At 64.6% G+C, this 21,975-nt stretch carries 21 protein-coding genes; 5 read left to right on the top strand and 16 right to left on the bottom strand.

The features are described from left to right. Positions 1-99 precede the first annotated feature (99 nt). From AC2W7L_RS05305 to AC2W7L_RS05280, 6 genes are all read right to left on the bottom strand, one after another. On the bottom strand, positions 100-666 hold the full coding sequence (locus tag AC2W7L_RS05305; protein ID WP_486003575.1) for an isochorismatase family protein: 567 nt from the start codon (positions 664-666) through the stop codon (positions 100-102). 50 nt (positions 667-716) lie between these two features. After that, positions 717-1,403, bottom strand: coding sequence for a GrpB family protein (locus AC2W7L_RS05300; RefSeq protein WP_486003574.1), 687 nt, complete (start codon positions 1,401-1,403; stop codon positions 717-719). A gap of 3 nt (positions 1,404-1,406) precedes the next feature. Further along, entirely contained in the window at positions 1,407-1,895 is a 489-nt protein-coding gene (locus AC2W7L_RS05295) for a DoxX family protein (protein WP_486003573.1), read from the bottom strand. Between the two features lie 70 nt (positions 1,896-1,965). Beyond that, entirely contained in the window at positions 1,966-3,072 is a 1,107-nt protein-coding gene (locus tag AC2W7L_RS05290; protein WP_486003572.1) for a CPBP family intramembrane glutamic endopeptidase, read from the bottom strand. Between the two features lie 113 nt (positions 3,073-3,185). After that, a complete protein-coding gene (locus AC2W7L_RS05285) occupies positions 3,186-3,473 on the bottom strand; it encodes a hypothetical protein (protein ID WP_486003571.1) in 288 nt (95 codons plus the stop codon). 3 nt (positions 3,474-3,476) lie between these two features. Further along, positions 3,477-3,779, bottom strand: coding sequence for a GNAT family N-acetyltransferase (locus AC2W7L_RS05280; RefSeq protein WP_486003570.1), 303 nt, complete (start codon positions 3,777-3,779; stop codon positions 3,477-3,479). Between the two features lie 135 nt (positions 3,780-3,914). Between AC2W7L_RS05280 and argG the strand changes: the two genes are divergently transcribed. Next, a complete protein-coding gene (gene argG / locus AC2W7L_RS05275; RefSeq protein ID WP_486003569.1) occupies positions 3,915-5,336 on the top strand; it encodes an argininosuccinate synthase in 1,422 nt (473 codons plus the stop codon). Positions 5,337-5,552: 216 nt separating this feature from the next. Here the strand turns inward: argG and AC2W7L_RS05270 are convergent, their stop codons facing one another. The 10 genes from AC2W7L_RS05270 to AC2W7L_RS05225 all read right to left on the bottom strand — a co-directional run bounded on the left by AC2W7L_RS05270 (position 5,553) and on the right by AC2W7L_RS05225 (position 17,525). After that, a complete protein-coding gene (locus tag AC2W7L_RS05270) occupies positions 5,553-6,404 on the bottom strand; it encodes a sugar phosphate isomerase/epimerase family protein (protein WP_486003568.1) in 852 nt (283 codons plus the stop codon). Next, positions 6,401-7,822: a sugar porter family MFS transporter gene (locus AC2W7L_RS05265; protein WP_486003567.1), complete on the bottom strand. Its 1,422-nt coding sequence runs from the start codon at positions 7,820-7,822 to the stop codon at positions 6,401-6,403. Before AC2W7L_RS05265 ends, AC2W7L_RS05270 begins: the two co-directional genes overlap by 4 nt. Further along, positions 7,783-8,955, bottom strand: a complete 1,173-nt coding sequence (locus AC2W7L_RS05260) for a Gfo/Idh/MocA family oxidoreductase (RefSeq protein ID WP_486003566.1) — start codon at positions 8,953-8,955, stop codon at positions 7,783-7,785. Before AC2W7L_RS05260 ends, AC2W7L_RS05265 begins: the two co-directional genes overlap by 40 nt. Positions 8,956-9,025: 70 nt before the next feature. After that, on the bottom strand, positions 9,026-10,102 hold the full coding sequence (locus AC2W7L_RS05255) for a Gfo/Idh/MocA family protein (RefSeq protein WP_486003565.1): 1,077 nt from the start codon (positions 10,100-10,102) through the stop codon (positions 9,026-9,028). Then, entirely contained in the window at positions 10,099-10,983 is an 885-nt protein-coding gene (locus tag AC2W7L_RS05250) for a sugar phosphate isomerase/epimerase family protein (RefSeq protein ID WP_486003564.1), read from the bottom strand. Before AC2W7L_RS05250 ends, AC2W7L_RS05255 begins: the two co-directional genes overlap by 4 nt. Next, the gene (locus AC2W7L_RS05245; protein WP_486003563.1) at positions 10,980-11,951 is read right to left on the bottom strand and encodes an NAD(P)-dependent oxidoreductase; all 972 of its coding nucleotides are present in this window, start codon (positions 11,949-11,951) and stop codon (positions 10,980-10,982) included. Before AC2W7L_RS05245 ends, AC2W7L_RS05250 begins: the two co-directional genes overlap by 4 nt. Then, positions 11,944-13,194: a Gfo/Idh/MocA family protein gene (locus AC2W7L_RS05240; RefSeq protein WP_486003562.1), complete on the bottom strand. Its 1,251-nt coding sequence runs from the start codon at positions 13,192-13,194 to the stop codon at positions 11,944-11,946. Before AC2W7L_RS05240 ends, AC2W7L_RS05245 begins: the two co-directional genes overlap by 8 nt. A gap of 12 nt (positions 13,195-13,206) precedes the next feature. Beyond that, complete coding sequence (locus AC2W7L_RS05235) at positions 13,207-14,037, bottom strand: HpcH/HpaI aldolase family protein (protein ID WP_486003561.1); 831 nt, start codon at positions 14,035-14,037, stop codon at positions 13,207-13,209. Next, positions 14,025-15,959: a 3D-(3,5/4)-trihydroxycyclohexane-1,2-dione acylhydrolase (decyclizing) gene (iolD, locus tag AC2W7L_RS05230; protein WP_486003560.1), complete on the bottom strand. Its 1,935-nt coding sequence runs from the start codon at positions 15,957-15,959 to the stop codon at positions 14,025-14,027. Before iolD ends, AC2W7L_RS05235 begins: the two co-directional genes overlap by 13 nt. Before the next feature lie 117 nt (positions 15,960-16,076). After that, positions 16,077-17,525, bottom strand: coding sequence for an aldehyde dehydrogenase family protein (locus AC2W7L_RS05225; protein ID WP_486003559.1), 1,449 nt, complete (start codon positions 17,523-17,525; stop codon positions 16,077-16,079). A 233-nt stretch (positions 17,526-17,758) separates the two neighbouring features. Here AC2W7L_RS05225 and AC2W7L_RS05220 point away from each other — a divergent pair, with 233 nt between their 5' ends. From AC2W7L_RS05220 to AC2W7L_RS05205, 4 genes are all read left to right on the top strand, one after another. Then, positions 17,759-18,826, top strand: coding sequence for a LacI family DNA-binding transcriptional regulator (locus AC2W7L_RS05220; RefSeq protein WP_486003558.1), 1,068 nt, complete (start codon positions 17,759-17,761; stop codon positions 18,824-18,826). Further along, the gene (locus tag AC2W7L_RS05215; RefSeq protein ID WP_486003557.1) at positions 18,823-19,545 is read left to right on the top strand and encodes a DNA alkylation repair protein; all 723 of its coding nucleotides are present in this window, start codon (positions 18,823-18,825) and stop codon (positions 19,543-19,545) included. The genes AC2W7L_RS05220 and AC2W7L_RS05215 overlap by 4 nt, the downstream gene beginning before the upstream one ends. Before the next feature lie 195 nt (positions 19,546-19,740). Next, positions 19,741-20,925 (top strand): Gfo/Idh/MocA family protein, encoded by a 1,185-nt coding sequence (locus AC2W7L_RS05210; RefSeq protein WP_486003556.1) that lies wholly within the window; start codon positions 19,741-19,743, stop codon positions 20,923-20,925. Continuing rightward, positions 20,922-21,911 (top strand): sugar phosphate isomerase/epimerase family protein, encoded by a 990-nt coding sequence (locus AC2W7L_RS05205; protein WP_486003555.1) that lies wholly within the window; start codon positions 20,922-20,924, stop codon positions 21,909-21,911. Before AC2W7L_RS05210 ends, AC2W7L_RS05205 begins: the two co-directional genes overlap by 4 nt. Positions 21,912-21,975 lie beyond the last annotated feature (64 nt).

Genomic DNA, 21,975 nt, shown 5'->3' with positions numbered 1-21,975 from the left:
CTTTCGATGGAGAAAACGCTGTGGCCTGGGGCGATGATTTTTCTGTGGGTGGAGTGTCAGTGGTGGGGTCAGCGGGGAGTCAGCGGTGGAGTCAGCGACTCATGCGAGGGTGGCGCCCGCCTGTTCCACCTCTGTGAGGGCCGCCGCGCTCGAGTCCTCCCCGACGCCTGCGACGAGGTCGGTGAGCACGCGGACAGCCACTCCCGCGGTCAGTGCGTCGAGCGCGGAGGCGCGCACGCAGTGGTCGGTGGCGATGCCCACGACGTCCACCTCGGTGATGGTGAGATCGTTCAGAAGCTCGCCGAGGCGGCTCCCCGTTCCCGTGATTCCTTGGAAAGCCGAATAGTCGGGTCGGCCCTGACCTTTGCGGACCTCGTGGGTGATGGGTGCGGTGTCGAGCAGGGGGTCGAATTCGGCGCCGGTCGTGCCGGCGACGCAGTGGACGGGCCAGCTGTCGACGAAGTCCGGGGTGTCACTGAAGTGACCGCCGTTGTCGCTGTCGGCATCGTGCCAGTCGCGGGAGGCGATGATCGCATCGTAGTCGCCGGCGTGTGCGGCAAGGTGGCGCGTGATGCCCGCGGCCACGCGGTCGCCGCCGGTGACGCCGAGCGCGCCGCCTTCGGTGAAATCATTCTGGACATCGACGATGAGAAGTGCCTTGGCCATGCTTCGATCATAGGCGCTTCTGTGCGGATTTCCAGGGGTCGTCGCAGGATTCAGAGCCACCCTCGAGCAACGAAGATACGGTGGTAGATCTCGCGGACGACGGCCTGTTTGCGGCTGTTATAGCCCATGACTGCCTCACCGACCGCGTTCGATTCCTCGGCCGAGGTGCGCTTCACAGACTGGTAGAGCTCGCGCTCGTCCTCATGTTCCCGCAGCCAGTCGCGGAACAGCCGCATCCGTGCCACTTCCGCACACCGGGGCCCGAAGACGTGGAGATTACAGTCCAGCTGTCCGGGTTCCGGATCGAGCCGCTTGAACATCCGGTGCTCGTACCAGGCGGGTTCACGGATGGTGAGACCAAACCCCGCTTCGGTAAGCGCGGGGACATAGTCGTCTTCGGCAGTCGGATCGTCGACGATGAGAGCGATGTCGATGATCGGCTTCGCCGGCAATCCTGGCACCGAGGTGGACCCGACGTGATCAATGCCGACGAACGACCCGCTCTGGCCCAGTGCCCGACGGATCTGGTGGGCCGCCTCGGCGAAATGGTCAGCCCAATTGGGATCGTGGTCGACGATCTCGATCGCGGCCGGCGGCGTGGTCGGTCGCGTCCAGACGTTCGGATCCTTGACGTCGTTGAAGGTGATGATGTCGGCGATCGCGGCGGACATCGGGTCGGCGGGCACACCGTCCGAGGCCTCCTGCCCGGAGGCGTCACCGGCGGACGGGTGCGTCATGCCTCAGGCCTGCTTGAGGGCGCGCTTCTCCGCCTTCTTCGCAGCCTTCGCGGCGGCCTTGGCAGCTGCTTTGTCGATGGCCTTCTGGTTCTCGCCGGCTCCGAGGAGGAGCAGCAGACCGCCGAGAGTGGCGAGATTCTTCGAGAACTGCGTCTGGTGGGCCTTCGCCTCTCCGCCTTCCATCTCCCAGAAGGAGTGGCCTGCGAGGGTGGTCGGGATGAGGGACCCGGCGAGTGCGAGTGCCGAGAGGCGCGGCTTGATTCCGAGCAGCAGGGTGGTGCCGGCGAGGATCTGAACGCCGCCGTTGATGCGCACGAGCAGCTCGTTGTCTTCGGGAAGTCCGGGCACGTATTCGCGGATGGCGTCCAGGGTCGATTCGGCCATCGCCGCTTTGCCTGCCGGATCAGTGATGGCCGAGTAGCCGCCGCTGATGAAGATCGGTGCGGTGAACACGCGTCCGGCGGTCTGAAGCAGCGAAGGTCCGAAGGTCATATGAGGCTCCTGTGTGGATTGGGAATCCGGTTGATCGGGTTTTGAGCCTAGCCGACGCCGGGGCCGGGCCTCAAAATTCGAGGCCGGCCTGCACTCGCTTGGCGTTCTTGATTCCCAGTTCCGGCTGTTTCCGGAACTGTCCGGTGACCATGAGCACCACGATGACGACCGCGGAGACGATCCAGCCAGCGACTCCGAGGAACGCAACGAGGGCAGGATCCGGAGTCTGCGCCCCTGTGCCGAGGAACAGCGCGAGCAGCATGCCTGCGGATCCGTTGAGTGCGGCGTGGGCGAACACGGCCGGCCAGACGGATCCGGTGCGCAGGCGCAGCCAGCCGAAGAGGATGCCGACCATAATGCAGCCACCGACCATGAAGCCCACACCGGTGATGTCGGGGCGGCCGAAGTTGTAGCCGAGCAGGATGAGCGGTGCATGCCACAGACCCCAGACGACACCGATGATGAGCAGTGCGGGCCAGGTGCCCAAGGAGCGCAGGCTGGTGAGCAGCCATCCGCGCCAGCCGAATTCCTCGCCGATCGTCACGCCGATGTTGGCCGCCGAACCGACGACCATGAGCAGCAGATAGATAGCGATGGCGGCTGCCGTGGGAAGTGTGTCCGCCCCGGGAATCATGTCCAGCTGCGCCTTGAACCCGGACAGTCCGTCGAGGTCGAGAGAAAGCCATCCGAAAGCCGCGCTGACCAGGTAGGCGAGAACGACGAGGACCATGATCCCGAAGAAGGCGGCAATGGTCATCCCAATGACGCGGCCGAAGCTGCGCAGCGGCCAGAAGCCGAAGTAGCGGGGAGCGCTGGCCAGGACCTCTCCCCTGGCGCGAACCCGTCGCCGTTGGACGATGGAGGCGATGATGCTGGCGATGAGCGGAGTGAACATCATGGCGCTGCCGCAGGTCAGGAGCAGGGCCGGGTCGCCGATCCCCTTGTCGGAGAACCACAGCGGCAGGCAGACCAGCCATGCGAGGCCGAAGGCGGTGACGGCGAAGATGCCGAGTTCGAGCCACGGGACTTTCGCGGGCACCACGGCGAGCGGACGCCCTTTCGCGTCGACTGCGTTGTTGGGGACGGACCGGTCGGCAGCGGGAGTCTCACGGACCGCCTCGGCGGTTGGTCCGGTCGCCTCGGTGAATCCTGCCTGATTGTGCGTCTGCGTGTTCACAATTCCTCCTCGATCATGCACGGTGCCGAGCGGTTCGTCCGGGGTCCGTGCCTGTGATTCCACGCTATGACTCGCGATCGTTCGGCACCTCCGCCGCGAGGATGAAATGACGGTCAGCCGCGCGGACGAGATTCGGGCGAACGCACCTCGAGCAGGAGGGTGGTCCGGGCGAGGCGGAGCAGGTGAGGCCGAGCCTCAGACCCCGAATTCGGGAGCGAAGGCCAGGCGCCCGCGGGCACCTCACCGGCCAGCGGCATCGCCATGAGCGCTTCGTCGGGAACGTCGACGTGGAGGGTGATACCGAATCCGGACGCCGGGGTGAACCCGAAGCGCGGGTAGTACTCGGCATGACCGAGGACGACGGCGAATGCCTCACCTCTGCGGGAGGCCTCGGTCAGCAACGCCTAGATGACGGCGGTACCGGCGCCGGTGCGCTGATGCTCGGGCTGGACCGAACAGGGGGCGAGGCAGACTCCGGGGACCTCACCGACGAAGCAGCGGGAGAGCATGGCGTGAGCGATGACCTCACCGTCGAGGACGCCGACGAACGAGAGCTCTTCGAACCCATTGCCGGAAGCGCGAAGAGCGTCGACGATCTCCGCCTCGTCCACCTGACCGAAGGCCGCCGCGGTCAATGCGTGGATGGCATCGATATCGCCTGGCGTCTCGGCGCGGATGGCGAACTGGGGTGCGGGAGGATTCGTCATCCGCACACGATAGCAATCATCAGGGCCGCCTCGGCGAGATTGCGGGAATGCCACCGACCCACCCTACTCACATAAAAATACATTCCCATGCATAACAATTCGACAATCGCACCAAAGAGCCGTTACGCTGGTGCCATGTCGAAAGTACTGTCTTCGCTCCCAGTCGGTGAGCACGTTGGAATCGCCTTCTCCGGCGGACTGGACACCTCCTGCGCGGTCGCGTGGATGCGCCACAAGGGCGCCATCCCGTGCACGTACACGGCCGATATCGGCCAGTACGACGAACCCGACCTCGACGGTGTGACCGCTCGCGCCAAGGAGTACGGCGCCGAGATCGCCCGCTTCGTCGATGCCAAGCGTCTGCTCGTCGAAGAGGGCTTCGTCGCTCTGCAATGCGGTGCGTTCAATGTCCGCTCCGGCGGCAAGACCTACTTCAACACCACTCCCCTGGGCCGCGCGGTCACGGGCACCATGCTCGTGCGGGCGATGAAGGAAGACGGCGTCGACATCTGGGGCGACGGCTCGACCTATAAGGGCAACGACATCGAGCGCTTCTACCGCTACGGCCTCATGGCCAACCCGAAGCTGCGCATCTACAAGCCGTGGCTCGACTCCGACTTCGTCGAGGAGCTCGGCGGTCGGCAGGAGATGAGCGAATGGCTCGTCGAACATGGCTACCCGTACCGAGACTCAGCTGAGAAGGCCTACTCCACGGACGCGAACATCTGGGGCGCGACTCACGAGGCCAAGACGCTCGAATTCCTCGACGCAGGTCTCGACATCGTCGAACCGATCATGGGCGTCGCCGCCTGGCGCGATGACGTCGAGGTCGCAACCGAAGAGGTTTCCGTCCGCTTCGAAGCCGGACGCCCCGTCGCGATCAACGGCGAGGAGTTCGACGACCCGGTCGCACTCGTCTACAAGGCCAATGAAATCGGCGGCCGTCACGGACTCGGAGTCTCTGACCAGATCGAGAACCGCATCATCGAGGCGAAGTCCCGCGGCATCTACGAGGCCCCGGGCATGGCGCTGCTCCACGTGACCTACGAGCGGCTCCTGAACGCCATCCACAACGAGGACACCATCGCCCTCTACCACGAGGAAGGCCGCCGCCTGGGCCGTCGCATGTACGAGGGACGCTGGCTCGACCCGCAGTCGCTCATGCTCCGCGAGTCCATGCAGCGGTGGGTCGCCTCGGCGATCACCGGCGAGGTCACTCTGCGCCTGCGCCGCGGCGACGACTACACGATCGTCAACACCACCGGACCGAACCTGTCCTACCAGCCGGAGAAGCTGTCGATGGAACGCGTCGGCGACTCCGCCTTCGGCCCCGAGGACCGCATCGGCCAGATGACCATGCGCAACCTCGACATCGCCGACTCGCGCGCCCGCCTCGAGCAGTACGCGGCCATGGGCATCGTCTCCGGTCCGACCTCCGAGCTCGTGGGCTCGCTCGAAGCCGGCGGTGCCGACGAGATTGCGAACTCCGGCGCCGATGTCGACGCGGCCAGCGACCTGGCCAACCTGTCCTCGGCCTTCGACGCCGGCACGGACTGAGGTCCGCGCCCGGCGACGACAGACTTCCGGAGACACCGCGCTGCATGAGACTCGCGGCCTCCGGTTGAGAACAGAGAACGGCCGGCGACGTCCCCATGGATCATTGCGATCCGGGACAGTCGGCCGGCCGTTTCTTCGGCTCGGGCCTGTTCAGCTTCTCGTCGGTCGTGTCGAACAGGCGCAATCGCTCAGACCGGGGTCATCGCCGCTGCTCGTTCAGACAACGCCGAATGCGGACAGCGCCGTTCGACGTGCAATGTCGAGCGCCTCGTGCAGGGGTCGCTTCCGGTGATCCTCAGACAGGATCTCAACACCCCATGGGCCGTCATAGCCGATGGCTCTGAGTGTCTCGATGAAACCGCAGACATCCTGATCCCCTTCACCGAGGAGGCGACGGTTGTCCCTGGTGTCTTCGAACAGAGACCCGACCACGCTCTCGTCGGCATCGCAGAGTTCGACACCGGCGATCATGTCCGGGGTGAGGCAATCCCTCAGCTCCTCCAGAGAGGTCCCCGCACGGAACACGTGCCAGTAGTCGACGATCAGCCCTGCGGCGGGATGGTCGACGCGACGGATGAGCTCGGCGCCCTGCGGAATCGACGCGATCATGCCGAACGGCAGAGGCTCGAGCGCGACCTTGGTGTCGTGGGACTGCGCCTCGGCCGCCAGGCGGCGCAGGGGCTCGACGAAAGACTCCACGTCGTCGACGGCGGGTCCACTGTCGGTGCCGACCTTGATGAAGGCCGCGCCGAGAGCCTGAGCGGCTTCGAGCAGCTCCTCCCAGTGCCCGCGCCATCCCTCACCGGGGTCTTTCCACCAGCCGGAGCACAGTTCGACCTCAACGTGCTTCAGTCCGGCGGCTGCGATCTCATCGGCAAGCTTGTCGTAGCCGATGGTCTCACGTACGGCCCGCAGATCATCGAGGACGAATCCAAGCCCTGCCCATCCGGTGGTCGCGACTTCTCTCACCCGGTCGAGAGGGTCGAAGGGGCTGCGTTCGCTCGCCCGCAGTGGGGCGGCGTCGCCGGCGCTTGTCCAGCAGGTCGCTATCAGCTCTGTCGCGGTCACTGCTCGTCACGCATCCTTTTCCACTCGCGGAATCTGTAGGCAATTCCTGTTTCGACGCCTTCTTCCATCTTCTCCAATGAGATGCCGCGAGTCTCGGGCACCTGCGTTGCGATGAAGATCAATGCCAGCACTCCGACGATCGCAAAGATGAAGAAGACGCCGGAGATTCCGACACCAGCCACCAGCGACGGGAACAGCAAGGCGATGACTCCATTCATCCCCCACCCGAACAGCTGAGAGACCCCGATTCCGACGCCGCGCATCGGCAGCGGGAACACCTCTGCGAGCCAGACCCACACGGCGACATTGAGGAACGACTGCATGGAGGCTACGAAACCGACGATGAGAGCAAGGATGACCCATGCTCGCAGCGGATTGTCCTCCGCCATGAATTTCGAGCACAGTCCGATGAGAAGATGGAACGTCGTCGTCAGGGACAGACCCGTGATGAAGGTGGTGCGCCGATCGACCCGATCCATCATGTACAGCGCGAAGAAGCCGCCGAGCACTGCGACCACTCCGGGCGCGATATTGGCGATGAGCGCGGCATTCTCCGCGAAGCCGGATTCGATGAGGACGACCTGACCGTAGTACATGATCGAGTTGATTCCGGTGAGCTGCTGACAGACTGCAACGCCCATTCCGACGCAAACGATCCTGACCAGCCATTTGTTGAAGACGAACTTCCGGTAGCCGACTCGCTGATCACCGGTCGATGCCTCGGCGACCACTTCGACGGCCCCGAGTTCGGCGCGAGCCCGTTCTTCGGTGCGGACGGTCATGAGGACTGCCAACGCCTCATCCCGGCGATTGTGTTCGACAAGCCACCTCGGCGATTCGGGCATCCGAAGCATGCCGATGAACAGACAGACGGCAGGTATCGCACAGATGGCAAACATGACTCGCCAGATCCCGTCGATATGTCCCCACACGTTGCCGATGATGGCGTTGACGACGAAGGCAGCCAACTGCCCCGACACGATCGCGACTTCGTTGCGTCCGCTGATCGAGCCGCGGATCTCGTGCGGAGCGAGCTCCGACAGATACACCGGCACGACGATCGATGCTCCACCGACCGCGAGACCGAGAAGGATCCGGCCGACCACCAGCAAGGCGACGTTCGGAGCGAACACGACGACCAGCGTGCCGAGGAAGAACATCAGCGCAAGATAGATGATCGTCCGTCGGCGGCCGATCATGTCGCAGATCTGGCCGCAGGTCACTGCACCCAAGGCTGCGGCGAAGACGAGCGAACTCGTCACGACTCCTTCGCTGACCGCAGTGAGGCCGAGTTCCTGCGACATCGGCCGGAGCGCGCCGTTGATGACGCCTGTGTCATAGCCGAACAGAAGGCCGCCGAAGCAGGCGACGACCGAGATCAGTCCGATCCTCTTCCTGAACGGTCCGGTTTTCGGCATGTCCGGTAGTGCTGAGTCCCTGAGAGTCGGTGACTCTGTTGAATTGGCAACCACGGTGGTCTCCTCACATTGTGCTTCGTTGCACTGTCATTGATGTCGACGTGCGGCTCGTCGAGCCGTTCACCTGTCCAGGTCGACGCGGACGATTCTTCCTTCTCTGGCCGAGAGTTCGGCCGCGTCGGCCAGCAGCAGTGCCGCGCGCCGTCGGCGAAGGTCGAGCAGCGGGATTCCTCCCCTCTTACGAGTCGACTGAACTCGCGCAATTCCTCGAGGTAGGCCTCGGAGTATCGCTCGAGGAAGAAGTGCTGATAGGGCGTTGTGGTCTTCACAGCCGTCGCATTCGAGTAGCTGACCAGGCTCGTGCCCGCATTCCCGACTTCGAGCATGCCCTGGCCGCCGAAGATCTCGATCCTCTGGTCATAGCCGATCGCACTGTGCCGTGAGTTCGTGATGGAGATCTGAACTCCATCCGAGGTCCGCATCGTCACCATGGCGGTATCGAAGTCGGACGTCTCCTTGGCTCCTGCATCGAACAGCTGCGAGCCGGTCGCGTAGACCTCGACGATGTCAGGGGCGAAATAGCGTGCCATGTCGAAGTCGTGAATGGTCTGGTCTCGGAACATGCCGCCGGTCGTCCGGAGGTTCTCGACGCTTGGTGGGGCGGGGTCGCGGCTGATGATCGACAGCTGCTCGAGGTCTCCGACCTCACCGGCGATGAGGCGTTCTCGAGCGAGTGAGAAGTCACGGTCGAACCGGCGGTTGAAACCGACGGCGAAGGGAACGTCGGAATTCTCGACCAGTGGCGCCAGTTCGTCGACACGGGCGATGCCGAGGTCGATCGGCTTCTCGCAGAGCACCGGGATGCCGGCCTCGATGGCCTTCTTGATGAGATCGGCGTGGGTCGACGTCGGTGAGGCGATGACCACTGCATCGAGTTCACCCGAAGCGAAGGCTTCGTCGGGGTCGCCTGTTGCGCGGGCGCCGTTTTCCTCAGCGATCGCTTCGGCTCCGGCGACGTAGGGGTCGATCACCCAGGTCAGGGTGGTTTCGGGAAGTGCCGCGATGTTGACGGCATGGACCTTGCCGATGCGGCCGGTCCCGATGAGACCGATGCGCAGTTGTTCATTCGTCATTGAACTTCTCTCCTCGTTCGAAATTCGCGTTGAGTCAATGTGGGTTTGTGCGGTGTCGCGACTTGAGCGCTCACGCGGTGATTTCGTCCAATCGGACGGGTCGGCCGCGGCGAACCGATTCCTCGGCTGCCAACGCCAATTTCGCTGCGACGATGCCATCGGACGGCAAGGTCAGAGAGGTGGCGTCGCCGTTGATGACGGCAAGGAAATGACGGACTTCGCGTCTGAATGCCGGTTCGAACCGTTCGATGAAATCGGCATACGTTGACTCCGGCGGTGCGACACCCGGTTCCGTCGAGATGACGGGCGAATGGGAGTCGATCCCTGCGGCGAATGCCGCATCGCTGCCGTAGACGACGGTGTTGACGTCCTGGCCGGAGGCGATGTTGCGGGCACCGCTGATGAGCGCCTGCACACCCGATTCGAAGGTGATCACGGCCGTGGCCGTGTCCAGATCTCCGCTGTCCGCATAGGCCTGCTCATCGAGAACCGCTCCGGAGGCGAAGATCGACACCGGTGTCTGCCCAAGGAGCCAGGGGATCGTGTCGAACTCATGGATGAGCAGGTCACGCCATACCCCACCCGAGGTGGGGATGAATTCCGGATCGACGTGGAAGTGATCGTGTCCAGCAGAGTGGATGACCCTGATCGTGCCCAAGTCACCACTGTGGATCCGCTCTCTGAGGTTCTGGAACCCCTCGTCGTAACGGCGGTGGTAGGCCACCATGATCGGAACGTTGAGCGATTCGAATTCGGCCGAGAGTGCAGCGGTCTCTTCGAGTTTGAGCCCGATCGGCTTCTCGAGGAGGACGGGGACCCCCGCGGCGAGCGCGGTCCTGGCGAGATCGGGGTGAGTGTGAGTCGAACTGGCGATGATGACGCCGTCGAGTCCGTTCGTCCAATCCTCGGTGAGCAGAACCGTGTCGACGTGCGGCCCGGGGCCGGACGGGGAGGGAGCGTGTTCACCCCGCAGCTGCGGACCAGCATCTTCGGCGAGCTCCGAGTGCAGCTGCGCCTTGGCGTCCTGGAGCTTGTCTTCGCTGCGGCCGATGAGGACGAGTTCGTCGACGCCGTCTTCCTGTGCGATGTTGCGAGCGTGCATTCGACCGATTCGGCCGAGACCCACGACGCCGATCCGTACGCTCATCGGTTCTCCTCGACGATGGTCTTGAGATAGGTGAGGCTGGCGCGTGCCTGTTCGATCGGGCCAGAACCGGGTGCAGGCTCGTCCGCGACGACGGTGTCCTGCTCGAGCGTGAACCAGCCGTCGAATCCGGCACGGATGAGGGTGCCGACGATCGACTCGATGTCGATGTCGCCCTGGCCCAGGGGCTGGTACATTCCGTCGACGACGGCATCATAGTAGGTCTGTTCACCGGCCTGAACACGGCGGGCACGGTCGAGGGAAACATCCTTGAGGTGTGCGTGGGAGATGCGTTCCGTGTGCTTCTGCACGAATTCGACCGGGTCGACTCCGCCGATGAACATATGGCCGGTGTCGAAGCAGAAGTCGACGTCTGTGCCGTTGAGAATGTGGTCGACATCGTCCTGGGTTTCGATCATCGTACCGACGTGCGAATGCAGGCTGACGGTGACGCCCTGTGCCTTGGCCGCCGCGAGGATTCGGTCGATGTTGCCGTAGACGGTGTCCCACCCGGCGTCATCGAGCTCGGGACGCTTGGCGTCATATCCGTCGATCCCCGTCGCTGCGGCCAGGACCAGCGTGTCGGCTCCGGCTGCCGTGTACGCTTCCAGCTCGCGTTCGATTCCCGGCAGCGGATCGTGGTCGGGGTCGTGGATGATGGCCGGGTAGAATCCGCCGACGGCCTGCATCGAATGTTGTTTGAGGGTCTCTGCCCTGCCTGCTGGGTCGTCGGGAAGGAACCCTTCGGGGCCGAACTCCGTGGCATCGAATCCGAGTTCCTGCATTTCGGTAAGAACCCGTTCCGGGCTCAGCTGGAATCCCCAGTCGGGGACTTCGCAGACGCCCCAGGAGATGGGTGCTGCGGCGATCTTGACGGTGCTCACTGATTGTCTCCTTTGCCTGCGGCTGCAAGTGCCGCCTGTGTCTCTGCCGCGTTCACTGCTGCGTCTGGACGTCCGCCTTTGAGGACGGCGTCCACGGCGCGGGCGGCGGCGATGAAGGTGGCTCGGCTGGCTTTCGCGCTGAGTCCCATCACATGAGGGCTCAGCACCGTGCGCGGATGCTGGTAGAGGGGGTGCGGCTGCGGCGGCTCGGATTCGAACGAGTCCAAGCCGACTCCCCCGAGCTTGCCCGATTCGAGTCCGGCCAGTGCCGCGTCCTCGTCGATCAGTCCGCCACGGCTGGTGTTGATGAGGATCGCTCCGTCCCTCATCGTCTCGATCGCACGGGCGTCGATCATGTGACGGGTGCTCTCGAGCAACGGGACATGGAGAGTGACGATGTCGGATGCGCGCAGAATCTCGTCGACCGTCTCGGCCCTGTTGGCCTCGGGCACCTCTGCGACGGGGTCATACGCGAGGACGGTCATGCCGAATGCCTCGGCGATCGCCTTCACGCGGCGACCGATGTTGCCGAATCCCACGATTCCCAGGGTCGCTCCGTCGAGATCGCCGACCGGGACGCTGGTGCGCTCGGTCCATCCTCCAGAGCGAACGATCTCGGTCAGCGGCCCCAGGGATTTGACCAATTGCAGCATGTGGGCGAAAGCGCCTTCAGCGACGGCCGTCGAGTTGGCTCCGGGCGTGATCGCGACGGGGATTCCCCGCTCGGTGGCAGCGTCGACGTCGACGTCATCGACTCCCACACCGGTGCGGGCGATGACCTTGAGGTTGGGCATAGCGTCGAGTTCTGCCGGACCGACCTTGACGGCGGCACGGACGATTGCGCCCTCGGCCTTCGCATAGTCCGCAGGCTCAGGGCTCTCGACGAAGTCGACACTGCGCCCGAGTTCAGCTTCGACGAGGTTCTTCGGTACCGGTCCGAGACCGATGACGATGGTCTTCTCAGGCATCGACGGTCTCCTTCCTGGTCGTATCGGCAGCGGTCCGAGTCGATGCGGAGGTGCCTTCGACCTGTTCGACGGTCTGCCACGACTCGGTGGCGATTGCACGCTCGCCTGCGTAGACCACGCGGTTGGCTGCGAGTGCGTCATGGACGTCGGCATGGGCGGATTCCTGGCCGACGTGGGCGAGCAGGAACTTCTTCGCTTCGATGACTTTGAGGTCGTCATAGCCCATCGAGGTGCCGGCACCCGGCTGGAACTTCGAGAAGTCACCGAACTCGGGGCCGGCCATGATGCGGGTGAAGCCAACATGGGGGCCCTTGTAGCCGAGGGCCAGCTCGAGTTCATTCATGCGTTCGAAGTTCCACCGCAGTGAGCCTTCGGTTCCGTAGACCTCGAGCGAGTACTCTGCCCGTGGGCCCACACACACCCGTGATGCTTCCAAGGTGCCGACGGCGCCTGCGCCCTGAGCTTCGGGGCCGAAGTGGACGAGCAGACCGGCGTAGTCCTCGTTCTCGACCGGGGCCATCTCGCCGCCCTCGACGACGTCGAAGTGAGTGCCGCTGCCCATCTGCTGTTTGGGACGTTCGGTGTAGGCCGTGTTGGCCACACCGGTGACCTTGTCGATGGGCCCGACGACGTAGTGAGAAAGATCGGTGAGGTGTCCCAGGAGGTCGCCGAGGACGCCGGACCCGGCGAGTCCGCGGATGAAGCGCCAGGACAGAGCACCATTCGGCTCGGCCGAGTAGTCGGCGAAGAATGCACCACGTACGTTCGTGATGCGTCCGAGCTTGCCCTCAGCGATGATCTTGCGCGCGTATTCGATGGCCGGGGCATTGCGGTAGTTGAAGCCGACGGCGGTGACGACCTTGGCTGCGTCGGCCGCGTCGACCACGGACTCCGTCTCTTCGGCGGAGCGTCCGACCGGTTTCTCGATCCACAGCGACTTGCCTGCCTTGGCGACGGCGGTGCCGATCTCCTCATGCAGGAAGTTCGGCGCGCACACGGAGACGACATCGACGTCCGGGTGGTTGAGAACATCGTTGTAGTCGCTCGTTGAACTCTCGTATCCGAGTACGTCCTGGGCGAACTGCGCGCGCTCATCATTGGTGTCGGCCGCGATGACCAGGCGAGTCCTGATGCTCAGTTCGGGGTAGACGACGGGAACGTTGGCGTAGGCACGGCTGTGCAGCTGTCCCATCCAGCCGACGCTGATGAGTCCGACTCCGATGGTCGTGGGGTTGTTGCTCATTGTGCTCCTTGATCAGTCAATGGTGGGGGCAGGAGGCCCCCGAAGTTCTGGGGTGTCAGTCGCGCAGGGTGGACACAACGGCGGCGGCGGTGTCCGCCAGCAGAGTCGAATCCGAACCGACCGGCAGGAAGGTGAAGCCCTGTTCGGCCCTGGTTGCGGCGATCGCCGCGTTGGCACTGAGAATGCGGCCGACTTTCCGTGTCTCCGAGCAGCCGCGACGACGGTGTCGAGGGCGTCGCGGAAGGCCGGGGCGTCGAAGTCGAGTGGCACACCGAGTGCGTACGACAGGTCCAGGGGTCCGACGAACAAGACGTCGACGGCCTCAAGCGCTGCGATGTCGTCCACCTCGGCGAGGGCTCCGGTCGTCTCGATCTGGACGATCGTGAGCACCTCGTCGTTGCTGGTTTCCAGACCGGCCTTGTCCATCCCCCACCGCAGGGAGCGGTTATAGGTGGCCACTCCCCGATCGCCGAGCGGCGGGTAGTGCAGGTGCGGAATGATCTCGGCCACCTCGGCCGCCGAGCTCACTCGCGGCAGCATAACTCCTGCGGCGCCTGCATCGAGGGCTCGTCCGATCCTGATCCGGTCCGGGGTTTCCACCCGCACCAGAGTTGCTGCTCCGTATCCGCCGGCGGCGGCAGCGGCGTCGCCGATCGAAGCTTCGTCACCGCCCCCGTGCTCGAGGTCGACGAGGATCCAGTCGAGTCCTGCAGCGGCGAGGACTTCGATGGCCATGGTCGAGCCGAGTCCCGCGAAGCTGCCGATGGTCGTCTCGCCTGCGCGGATCCGCCCTGCCAGGGCGCCCTTGTCCAAGGGGGTCAGCGATGTATTCAGATGTGCCATTTCTGGTCCTCCAGACCCTTTTCGTAGTCGGTGCGCAGCTCGGTTACCCATTCCTGTTCCGCGACCTCGGCGGGTGCCACATCCCAGAACACTCCCGAACCGGGGAGATCGACGAGCGGGACGGTCGGGACGACGATAGCCACAGGACCGTGGACGTCGCGGGTGTCGTTGAGGGCTGAGCGGATCTCCTCGGTGCTCGTTGCCCGAATCGTCTTCGCGCCGAGGCCCGAGGCGATCTCGCCGAGGTCGACGTGGAGGTAGTCGCCCGAGAGACGAGCAGTGTCCTCTTCACCCCGGTACCGGAAGTCGTTGCCGAACTGTTCGCCGTACTTCATCATCTGCAGGCGGCGGATGACCTGGAACCCGTGATTCTCCGAGATCACGTAGGTGATGTCGAGGTGTTCCTGAGCGGCGGTGAGGATCTCGGTCGGGTTCATGAGGAACGTACCGTCACCGATGAAGACCGATACGCGGCCGCTGCTCTGCGGATCGGCGAGCCTGACGCCGATGCCGGCAGGGATCTCGTAGCCCATGCAGGAGAATCCGAACTCCAAGTGGCAGCGGCGATCATCGGTAGCGTCCCAGACCTTGAGCAGGTCCCCCGGAGGGCCGCCCGCCGCAGCGATAAGTGTGTCGCCCGGCTGTGCGTGCTCCTGGAGCAGCCCGATGAGCTGGCCCTGGGTGATGACGGCGTCCGTGTCCGGAATACCCAGTTCGGCGTTCTCCGGTGCCAGCTTGTCGAACGCGGTGTCGGGGTCGAGTGCCTGGCTTCGGATGGGAGCCCATTCGGCCTTCTGATCGGCGATCTCGCTCGCCCAATCTCCGGGCACCGAATAGTCGGAGAGTTTCTGACCCAGCGCTTCGATGCCGAGCTTCGCATCGGAGAGCACCGCAACCGCTCCCTGTTTGAGAGCGTCGAGTTCGGCGATGTTGATCGAGGCGAACCGCACGTCCGGATTCTTGAACATCGTCTGCGACCCGGTGGAGAAGTCCGTCAGCCGGGTTCCGACGCTGAGAATGACATCGGCCTGAGCCACGAGGCGGTTGGTCGCAGGGTTGCCCTCAAGCCCGATGCCGCCCAATACCCAGTCGGCGGCGTTGAGGGCAGCGCCCTTGCCGCCGAAGGTCTCTGCAACGGGGATGCCGGTGGCCTCGGCAAACTCACCCAGTGCCTCGCGGGCCTCTGAGTAGTGGACCCCGCCTCCGGCGATGAGCAGGGGCTTCTTGGCAGAGGCAAGCACGGCAGCTGCTTCGTCGATATCGCTCGGCTGCGGAATGGTGCGGCGGATCTTCCAGTCCCGTTCACGGAACAGACTGACGGGGAAGTCGTAGGCGTGGGACTGGATGTCCTGCGGCAGCGAGAGCACAACGGCCCCCGTCTCGGCGGGGTTCGCCAGCACCCTGAAGGCCTTGGGCAGGGAAGTGATGAGCTGTTCGGGGCGAGTGATCCGGTCGAAGAACGCCGAGACGGGCCGGAAGGCGTCGTTGACGGTCAAGTTGGGATCCTGCGGGTTCTCCAACTCCTGCAGAACCGGGCCCTGACGCTTGGTCGCGTAGGTGTCGCCGGGGAGCAGAAGAAGAGGAAGCCTGTTGACGGTCGCCAGTGCAGCGGCGGTCACGAGGTTCATCGCGCCGGGGCCGATGGATGCGGTGACAGCGAGCGTCTGCTTTCTGTTGCTCGCCTTGGCCAGGGCACTTCCCGCGTGGGCCAGCGCCTGTTCGTTTCGGCCCTGGATGAACGGGAGGTCATCGGCGTACTGCGAGAAGGCCTGGCTGAACCCAGCCACATTGCCGTGGCCGAAGATGCCGGCCGCGGACGGGATGAAACGCTGACGGTCGTCGTCGAGGACCGAGTACTGGTTGCTGAGGAACTTGACGACGGCCTGAGCAACGGTCAGGCGAATGGTCGGTTCGTGACTCATGTGTTCTCCTTCGAACGGATCGATTGCGCCGGCTGATGCGAGGATCATGGGCGCCGAGGTTGTGGTGCCGACTCGTGTGATGTGTCGGCAGATGCGTCTTGGATCAGTGCCGGAAAATCAGTTCCACGGCCGCCCGTGGATGACGACGGTCTTGGATTCGGTCATCTCTTCGACCGCAGCCCGCAGCCCTTCCTTGCCGATACCGCTGGCCTTGAGGCCCCCGTACGGCATAAGGTCTGCACGCCACAGCGGAGTCCAGTTGATGTGGATATTGCCTGCGTCGACCTCGCGCATGTACTGGACGCCGGCGTCGACGTTGTTCGTGAAGATTCCGGCCGCGAGACCGTAGTCGGTCGAGTTCGCGAGTTCGATGGCGGTCTTGATATCGGGTGCCGTGGACACGGCAACGGCGGGGCCGAAGATCTCGTCCTGGGCGATCGAGGCGTTGGGATCGACACCGCTGAGGATCGCAGGTTCGATCATCGCGCCGTCGCGTCCACCGCCGAGTTCGAGTCGGGCTCCTGCCTCGACAGCACGTTCGATGGAGTCTTCGACTCGTTTGGCCTCGTTCTCGGTGATGAGAGTTCCAACGGTTGTGGCATCGTCTTCCGGATTGCCGATTCGGTGGTCACGGACCTTGGCGGTCAGCGCATCGAGGAAATCGCCCTGAATGTCTTCGTGGACGATGACGCGCTGCACCGAGATGCAGACCTGACCGGCGTTGGTGTATCCACCAGCGGCGACGGCGGTCGCCGCGAGATCGATGTCTGCATCGGGCAGGATGACGACCGGGGCAGAGGATCCCAGTTCCAAGGACAGCTTCTTCACACCGGCGATGGAAGCAAGGTGCTCGCCGACGGCGGTCGATCCTGTGAACGAGATCTTCCGGACTCGCTTGTCAGCGGCCAGACGGTCGCCGATGTCGCCACCGGAACCGGTGAGGACGGACAGGACGCCTTCGGGCAGCCCGGCATCGATGAAGCATTCGGCCAGAGCCAGCGCGGTCAGCGGGGTGGTGCTGGCAGGCTTGAGGATCACAGCGTTGCCAGCGGCCAGAGCCGGAGCGATCTTGTGGTTGACCAGAAGCGCTGGGTAGTTGAATGGGGTGATGGCAACGACCACGCCGACAGGCTGCGGCAGAGTGAACCCGACCTTGTCCAGGCCGGTGCCCGGGTTTGCATCGAGGGGGAGAGTCTGGCCGTAGAGCTGAGTGCCTTCGAACGCCGCGAGGCGGATGATCGAACCGGAGCGGCCAGCTTCGGCGCGAGCCTCTTTGAGAGTCTTGCCGTTCTCGGCAGAGTTCACTCGTGCGATCTCCTCGCTTCGTTCATCGGCGAGCGCTGCGGCGCGGAGCAGAATCTCGCTGCGCTCGTGAGCGGGGGTCCTGCGCCAGATCTCTGCGCCGCGAGTGGCGGAGTCGAGGGCCGCCTCGACGTCGGCGGCACCCGCGACTGCGACCTGTCCGACGGTGCGACCGTCGAACGGCGACACCACGTCCTTCAGCCGGCCGTCTCCTTCACGAGGGGATTGCCATGCCCCACCGATGAGCAACTCGCTGCGCGTCATTGCGTACTCCACATTCTTTCGTCCTTACTCATTGCGTGATCCATTTTGAACCGGTCCAAATTCAGAGTTCATCGTATTCGTCCAAACTTTTGGACCGGTTCAAAATGGGATCAGTGCGAATCTAGTGTGATTCGGATCATGAAGTCAAGAGGGGCGCGGAATCTTTTCGCAAGTTGAGTCGCGATCACCACCCGCAGTCCATCCCGACCCCCATCCTGTGTGAAGATGAAGCCATGGGATCAGCTGCCGGTGACGAATCGAGGGCCTCGGGATCGAGGCCGACGATCCGTGACGTCGCGGCCGCCGCCGGGGTGTCGAAGTCGCTCGTCTCCCTCGCATTCAAGGACCCTCAGCGCGTCGGGGAGAAACGTCGCGAGCTGATCCTCAGGACCGCGCAGACGCTCGGCTACCAACCGAACTTCCTTGCCCGCTCCCTGGCGACGGAAGGATCACCATTCGTCGGCATCCTCGTCGTCAACCTCCACAATCCGATCTTCGCCGAGATCGCCGATGCGGTTCGGGTCGAACTCGATGCTCGAGGCGAGTACGGACTCATCACTAGCGCCACGGTCGCCAATGATCAGGATCCGGAACGGCCGTACGGGCGCGTCGATTCGCGGGTCATCGCCATGCTCCAGGACCTGCGCCCCAAGGCGCTCATCGTCGTCGGCACCGTGATCGAACACGAGGGCCTCTTCGAGGGGATCCCAACCGTCTACGCGAGCGCCGAGCCCCGCAGCGATTCCGGCCACACCTCGGTCCGGATGGATGACACCCAGGGCGCGGACCTCGTCATCGACCATCTGCGCGAACTCGGTCACGAACGGATCGCCTTCGTCGGGGGCCTGGGCGGAGCAGTCGCGATGACCCGAGAGGTCGCTTATCGAAAGGCGATGAAATCACGCGGCCTGACCCCGATCGTCCGGGAAGCCGGTTACTTCGAGAGCGACGGATATGCCGCTGCCACGGAGCTGCTCGCCATGCCGTCCCCGCCGACCGCGATCGTCTCGATCAATGACGTCTCCGCGATCGGCATCCTCTCAGCAGCCGACGACGCCGGCGTTGCGGTGCCCGACGATCTGGCGGTTGTCGGCGTCGACAACATCCCCCTATCAGCCCTGAAGAGGATCTCGCTGACGTCGGTGGATCCGCAGAACAAGTTGATCGGACAACTGTCCGCACAAGCGGTCTTCGACATCCTCGCCGACCCCGACGAACCGGCAAAGCAGCATCTCATCACACCGAAGCTCGTCGTCCGGCGTTCCACAGTCCGCGGCGACATCGTCGCCGACAAATCGTGAAGACGCCACTCGCCGAGGTGGTCGACCGGGAGCTGCGCGCCCGCGGCACTCGCGAGCGGGCCGAGAAGGAGAAGTCCTACCTCAAGAGCGAGATCGACCACTACGGAGTGAGCGTTCCGGACACACGCTCGGTTATCCGCGCCGCGCTGCGCGGGACAGACCTCGGCCACGATGAGGCCATTGACCTCGCCAGACAGCTATGGACCGAACCCAACGACAACCCCATCCACGAACGCCGCACCGCGGCGACGATGGTGCTCATCCATACGCAGGACCACCTCGGATCCGGGGATGCGCACGTCATCGAAGGATTCCTGCGAGAAGCGAAGACCTGGGCGCTCGTCGATCCGCTCGCCGGGGACCTCACTGGGCCGCTGAGCGAGCAGGATTCCGGCTTTGATCCGGTCCTCGAACGCTGGGCGGTCGATGGGGATTTCTGGATCCGACGTTCGGCGCTGCTGGCCCATCTACGTCCGTTGCGTGTCGGGCGCGGGGACTTCGACCGGTTCACGCGGTTCGCCGACGAGATGCTCGAGGAGAAGGAATTCTTCATTCGCAAGGCCATCGGCTGGGTGCTGCGCGACACCGCGAAGAAGCGTCCGACCCTAGTCTTCGACTGGATTCTGCCGCGAGCGCACCGTGCATCCGGGGTAACGATCCGCGAGGCAGTCAAGCCGCTGACCGAGGAGCAGCGGGACGCAGTGCTGACCGCGCGATGAGCTGTCTCGAGAGTGCCGGCACGGCCGAGTTGCCGCATTTCATCCACGTCAATTTCATGTCCTGACAAAATAGTTCTCGAAACACCTTTTGACATGACAAATAAACCTGTAGCGTGGTGATCGCTCGACAGCGCCAACACACTGTCGGACTCCGAACCCGCACCATCACCACCATGCATTCAAAGGAGAATCTCTATGCCGCAGCGCCTCGGAATCGCTGTTATCGGAGCCGGAATGGCCGGTCGAGCCCACGCCTCGGCCTGGCGCGCAGCCCCCACCGTCGGCTCCGGCGAACTGCCGGACCTCGACCTCGTCTCCGTCTGCGACATCGCCGGCGATCTCGCCGCCGCGACCGCCTCCCGGTACGGATTCTCCCGCCACGATACGAATTGGCAGGACATCGTCGACGCCCCTGATATCGACATCGTCAGCGTCGTCGTCGCCAATTCCCTGCACAAGGAGATCGTCGAAGCCTTGCTCTCAGCCGGCAAGCACGTCCTGTGCGAGAAGCCGCTGACCGACACCGTCGACGACGCCCGCGCCATGGTCGCCGCCGCCGAGAAGTCCGACTCGATCGCCCGTCTCGGCTTCACGTTCCGTCGCGCCCCGGGCCTGGCCGCCATCCGCGACTTCATCAACGACGGCACCCTCGGCGAGGTCCACCACGTCAATGCCTGGTACTGGACCGACTACGCCTGCTCCCCCACCGCGCCGATGAGCTGGCGCTACAAGGGAGAGCTCGGCAGCGGAGCACTCGCCGACGTCGGCAGCCACCTGACCGACACCGTCGAATTTCTCGCCGGCCCCATCAGCTCGGTCTCCGGCGGCCGCTTCCACACCGCAATCACTGAACGCCCGCTGCCGCTGGGCCACGTCGTCGGTCACGACCACGTCGAAGTCAGCGACGAATTCGAACCCGTCGGCAATGACGACTACGCCGGCTTCGGCGTCGAATTCCCCACGGGATCCGGCATCCTCCAGGTTTCCCGCATCGCTGCAGGCCATCCCAACAGCCTCGGCGTCGAAGTCTTCTGCGCGAACGGCTCGGCCAGCTTCGACTTCCGCTTCCCCGGCCAGATCGTGCTCAACCAGAGCATCGACGGCCACGCCGCCACCGGCCTGACGACGATCCAGCTCGGCCCTGAACACCCCTATATCGCCGACGGTCTCGCGATGGCTGCCCCCGGCGTCGGAGTCGGACAGAACGACGGCTTCACCTTCCAGGCCCGCGCCTTCCTCGACGAAGTCGTCGGCTGGCCCGAGGCCGAGTCCCTGCCGCGCTGCGCCCAGTTCTCCGCGGGCCTCCACGCCCTCGAGGTCCGCGACGCCGTCATCGCCTCGGCCAACGACAACGGATCCGCGAAGGAGGTCGCAGCATGAAGTACGGCGTCTACACGGCTATCCTCCACGACCGCCCGCTGCCCGAAGCACTCTCCGTGATCAAGGATCTCGGACTCGACGCGGCCGAGATCAACGTCGGCGGATTCCTCCCGCCCATCCACATGCCCACGATCGACGACATCCTCACCTCCGACGATGCCCGAGACGACTACCTCGGGACCTTCGCCGAGGCGGGGGTCGAGTTGGCAGGGCTCAACGCCAATGGCAATCCCCTCCACCCCGACCCGGAGATCGGTCCCCCGACCTTGTCCGACATCGAGCGGGCGATCAAGATCGCGAACCGGCTCGGGCAGACCCGCGTGGTGACGATGTCGGGCCTGCCCGGGGCCGACGCCGCCGCGACGAAGCCTTCCTGGATCGTCAACCCGTGGGAGTCGTCCCTCCTCGACACCCGCGACGCCCAATGGGGGGCCGCGACCCCGGTCTGGCGTGAGCTCGACCGCCTCGCCGCCGACAACGGCGTGCAGATCGCCATCGAGATGCACCCGCACAACCTCGTGTTCAACCCGGCCACCCTCGAACGCCTCGTTGAGACCATCGGCGCAACGAACGTCGGCGCCGAGATGGATCCCTCCCATCTCTTCTGGCAGGGCATCGATCCGGTCGCCGCGATCGACCACCTCGGCGAGCTCGTCGTCCACGCCGCGGCCAAGGACGTGCGCATCAACAAGGCGGCATCGACCCACGGCGTCCTTGACGACCGCCACACCCGCTTCACCGGGGACCGGATCACGAACATCCGCGGCGGGGCGGCCATCAGCGCCTGGCCCGCCGGCTCCTCCTGGGACTTCGTGGCGCTCGGCAAGGGCCACGATCAGAACTTCTGGAACCGATTCGTCGCCGCCTTGGCCAGGGTCGATCCCGATATGGCCGTGCACATCGAGCACGAGGACGAATCCCTCGGCCGGATCGAAGGACTGCAGACCGCCTCCGAGGTGCTGCTCACGGCCGCACGCGGCGTGTGAGTCCGTACGGGGCACGATCCCCGCACGACCGGCGAAACGCGCGTTTCGCCGCACGCCGGATAAC

The sequence above is a fragment of the Brevibacterium sp. LAARM3_SD1 genome (assembly GCF_057364765.1).
The sequence above is the reverse complement of the archived record's forward strand: the minus strand, read 5'-3'. Positions and strand labels throughout refer to the sequence as shown.

Coding starts and splice junctions, on each gene's coding strand:
- argG (WP_486003569.1), top strand. CDS start 3,915: ATGTCGAAAGTACTGTCTTCGCTCCCAGTCGGTGAGCACGTTGGAATC.
- iolD (WP_486003560.1), bottom strand. CDS start 15,959: ATGAGTCACGAACCGACCATTCGCCTGACCGTTGCTCAGGCCGTCGTC.
- AC2W7L_RS05305 (WP_486003575.1), bottom strand. CDS start 666: ATGGCCAAGGCACTTCTCATCGTCGATGTCCAGAATGATTTCACCGAA.
- AC2W7L_RS05300 (WP_486003574.1), bottom strand. CDS start 1,403: ATGACGCACCCGTCCGCCGGTGACGCCTCCGGGCAGGAGGCCTCGGAC.
- AC2W7L_RS05240 (WP_486003562.1), bottom strand. CDS start 13,194: ATGAGCAACAACCCCACGACCATCGGAGTCGGACTCATCAGCGTCGGC.
- AC2W7L_RS05245 (WP_486003563.1), bottom strand. CDS start 11,951: ATGCCTGAGAAGACCATCGTCATCGGTCTCGGACCGGTACCGAAGAAC.
- AC2W7L_RS05225 (WP_486003559.1), bottom strand. CDS start 17,525: ATGACGCGCAGCGAGTTGCTCATCGGTGGGGCATGGCAATCCCCTCGT.
- AC2W7L_RS05210 (WP_486003556.1), top strand. CDS start 19,741: ATGCCGCAGCGCCTCGGAATCGCTGTTATCGGAGCCGGAATGGCCGGT.
- AC2W7L_RS05220 (WP_486003558.1), top strand. CDS start 17,759: ATGGGATCAGCTGCCGGTGACGAATCGAGGGCCTCGGGATCGAGGCCG.
- AC2W7L_RS05255 (WP_486003565.1), bottom strand. CDS start 10,102: ATGAGCGTACGGATCGGCGTCGTGGGTCTCGGCCGAATCGGTCGAATG.
- AC2W7L_RS05280 (WP_486003570.1), bottom strand. CDS start 3,779: ATGACGAATCCTCCCGCACCCCAGTTCGCCATCCGCGCCGAGACGCCA.
- AC2W7L_RS05205 (WP_486003555.1), top strand. CDS start 20,922: ATGAAGTACGGCGTCTACACGGCTATCCTCCACGACCGCCCGCTGCCC.
- AC2W7L_RS05235 (WP_486003561.1), bottom strand. CDS start 14,037: ATGGCACATCTGAATACATCGCTGACCCCCTTGGACAAGGGCGCCCTG.
- AC2W7L_RS05295 (WP_486003573.1), bottom strand. CDS start 1,895: ATGACCTTCGGACCTTCGCTGCTTCAGACCGCCGGACGCGTGTTCACC.
- AC2W7L_RS05260 (WP_486003566.1), bottom strand. CDS start 8,955: ATGACGAATGAACAACTGCGCATCGGTCTCATCGGGACCGGCCGCATC.
- AC2W7L_RS05265 (WP_486003567.1), bottom strand. CDS start 7,822: ATGCCGAAAACCGGACCGTTCAGGAAGAGGATCGGACTGATCTCGGTC.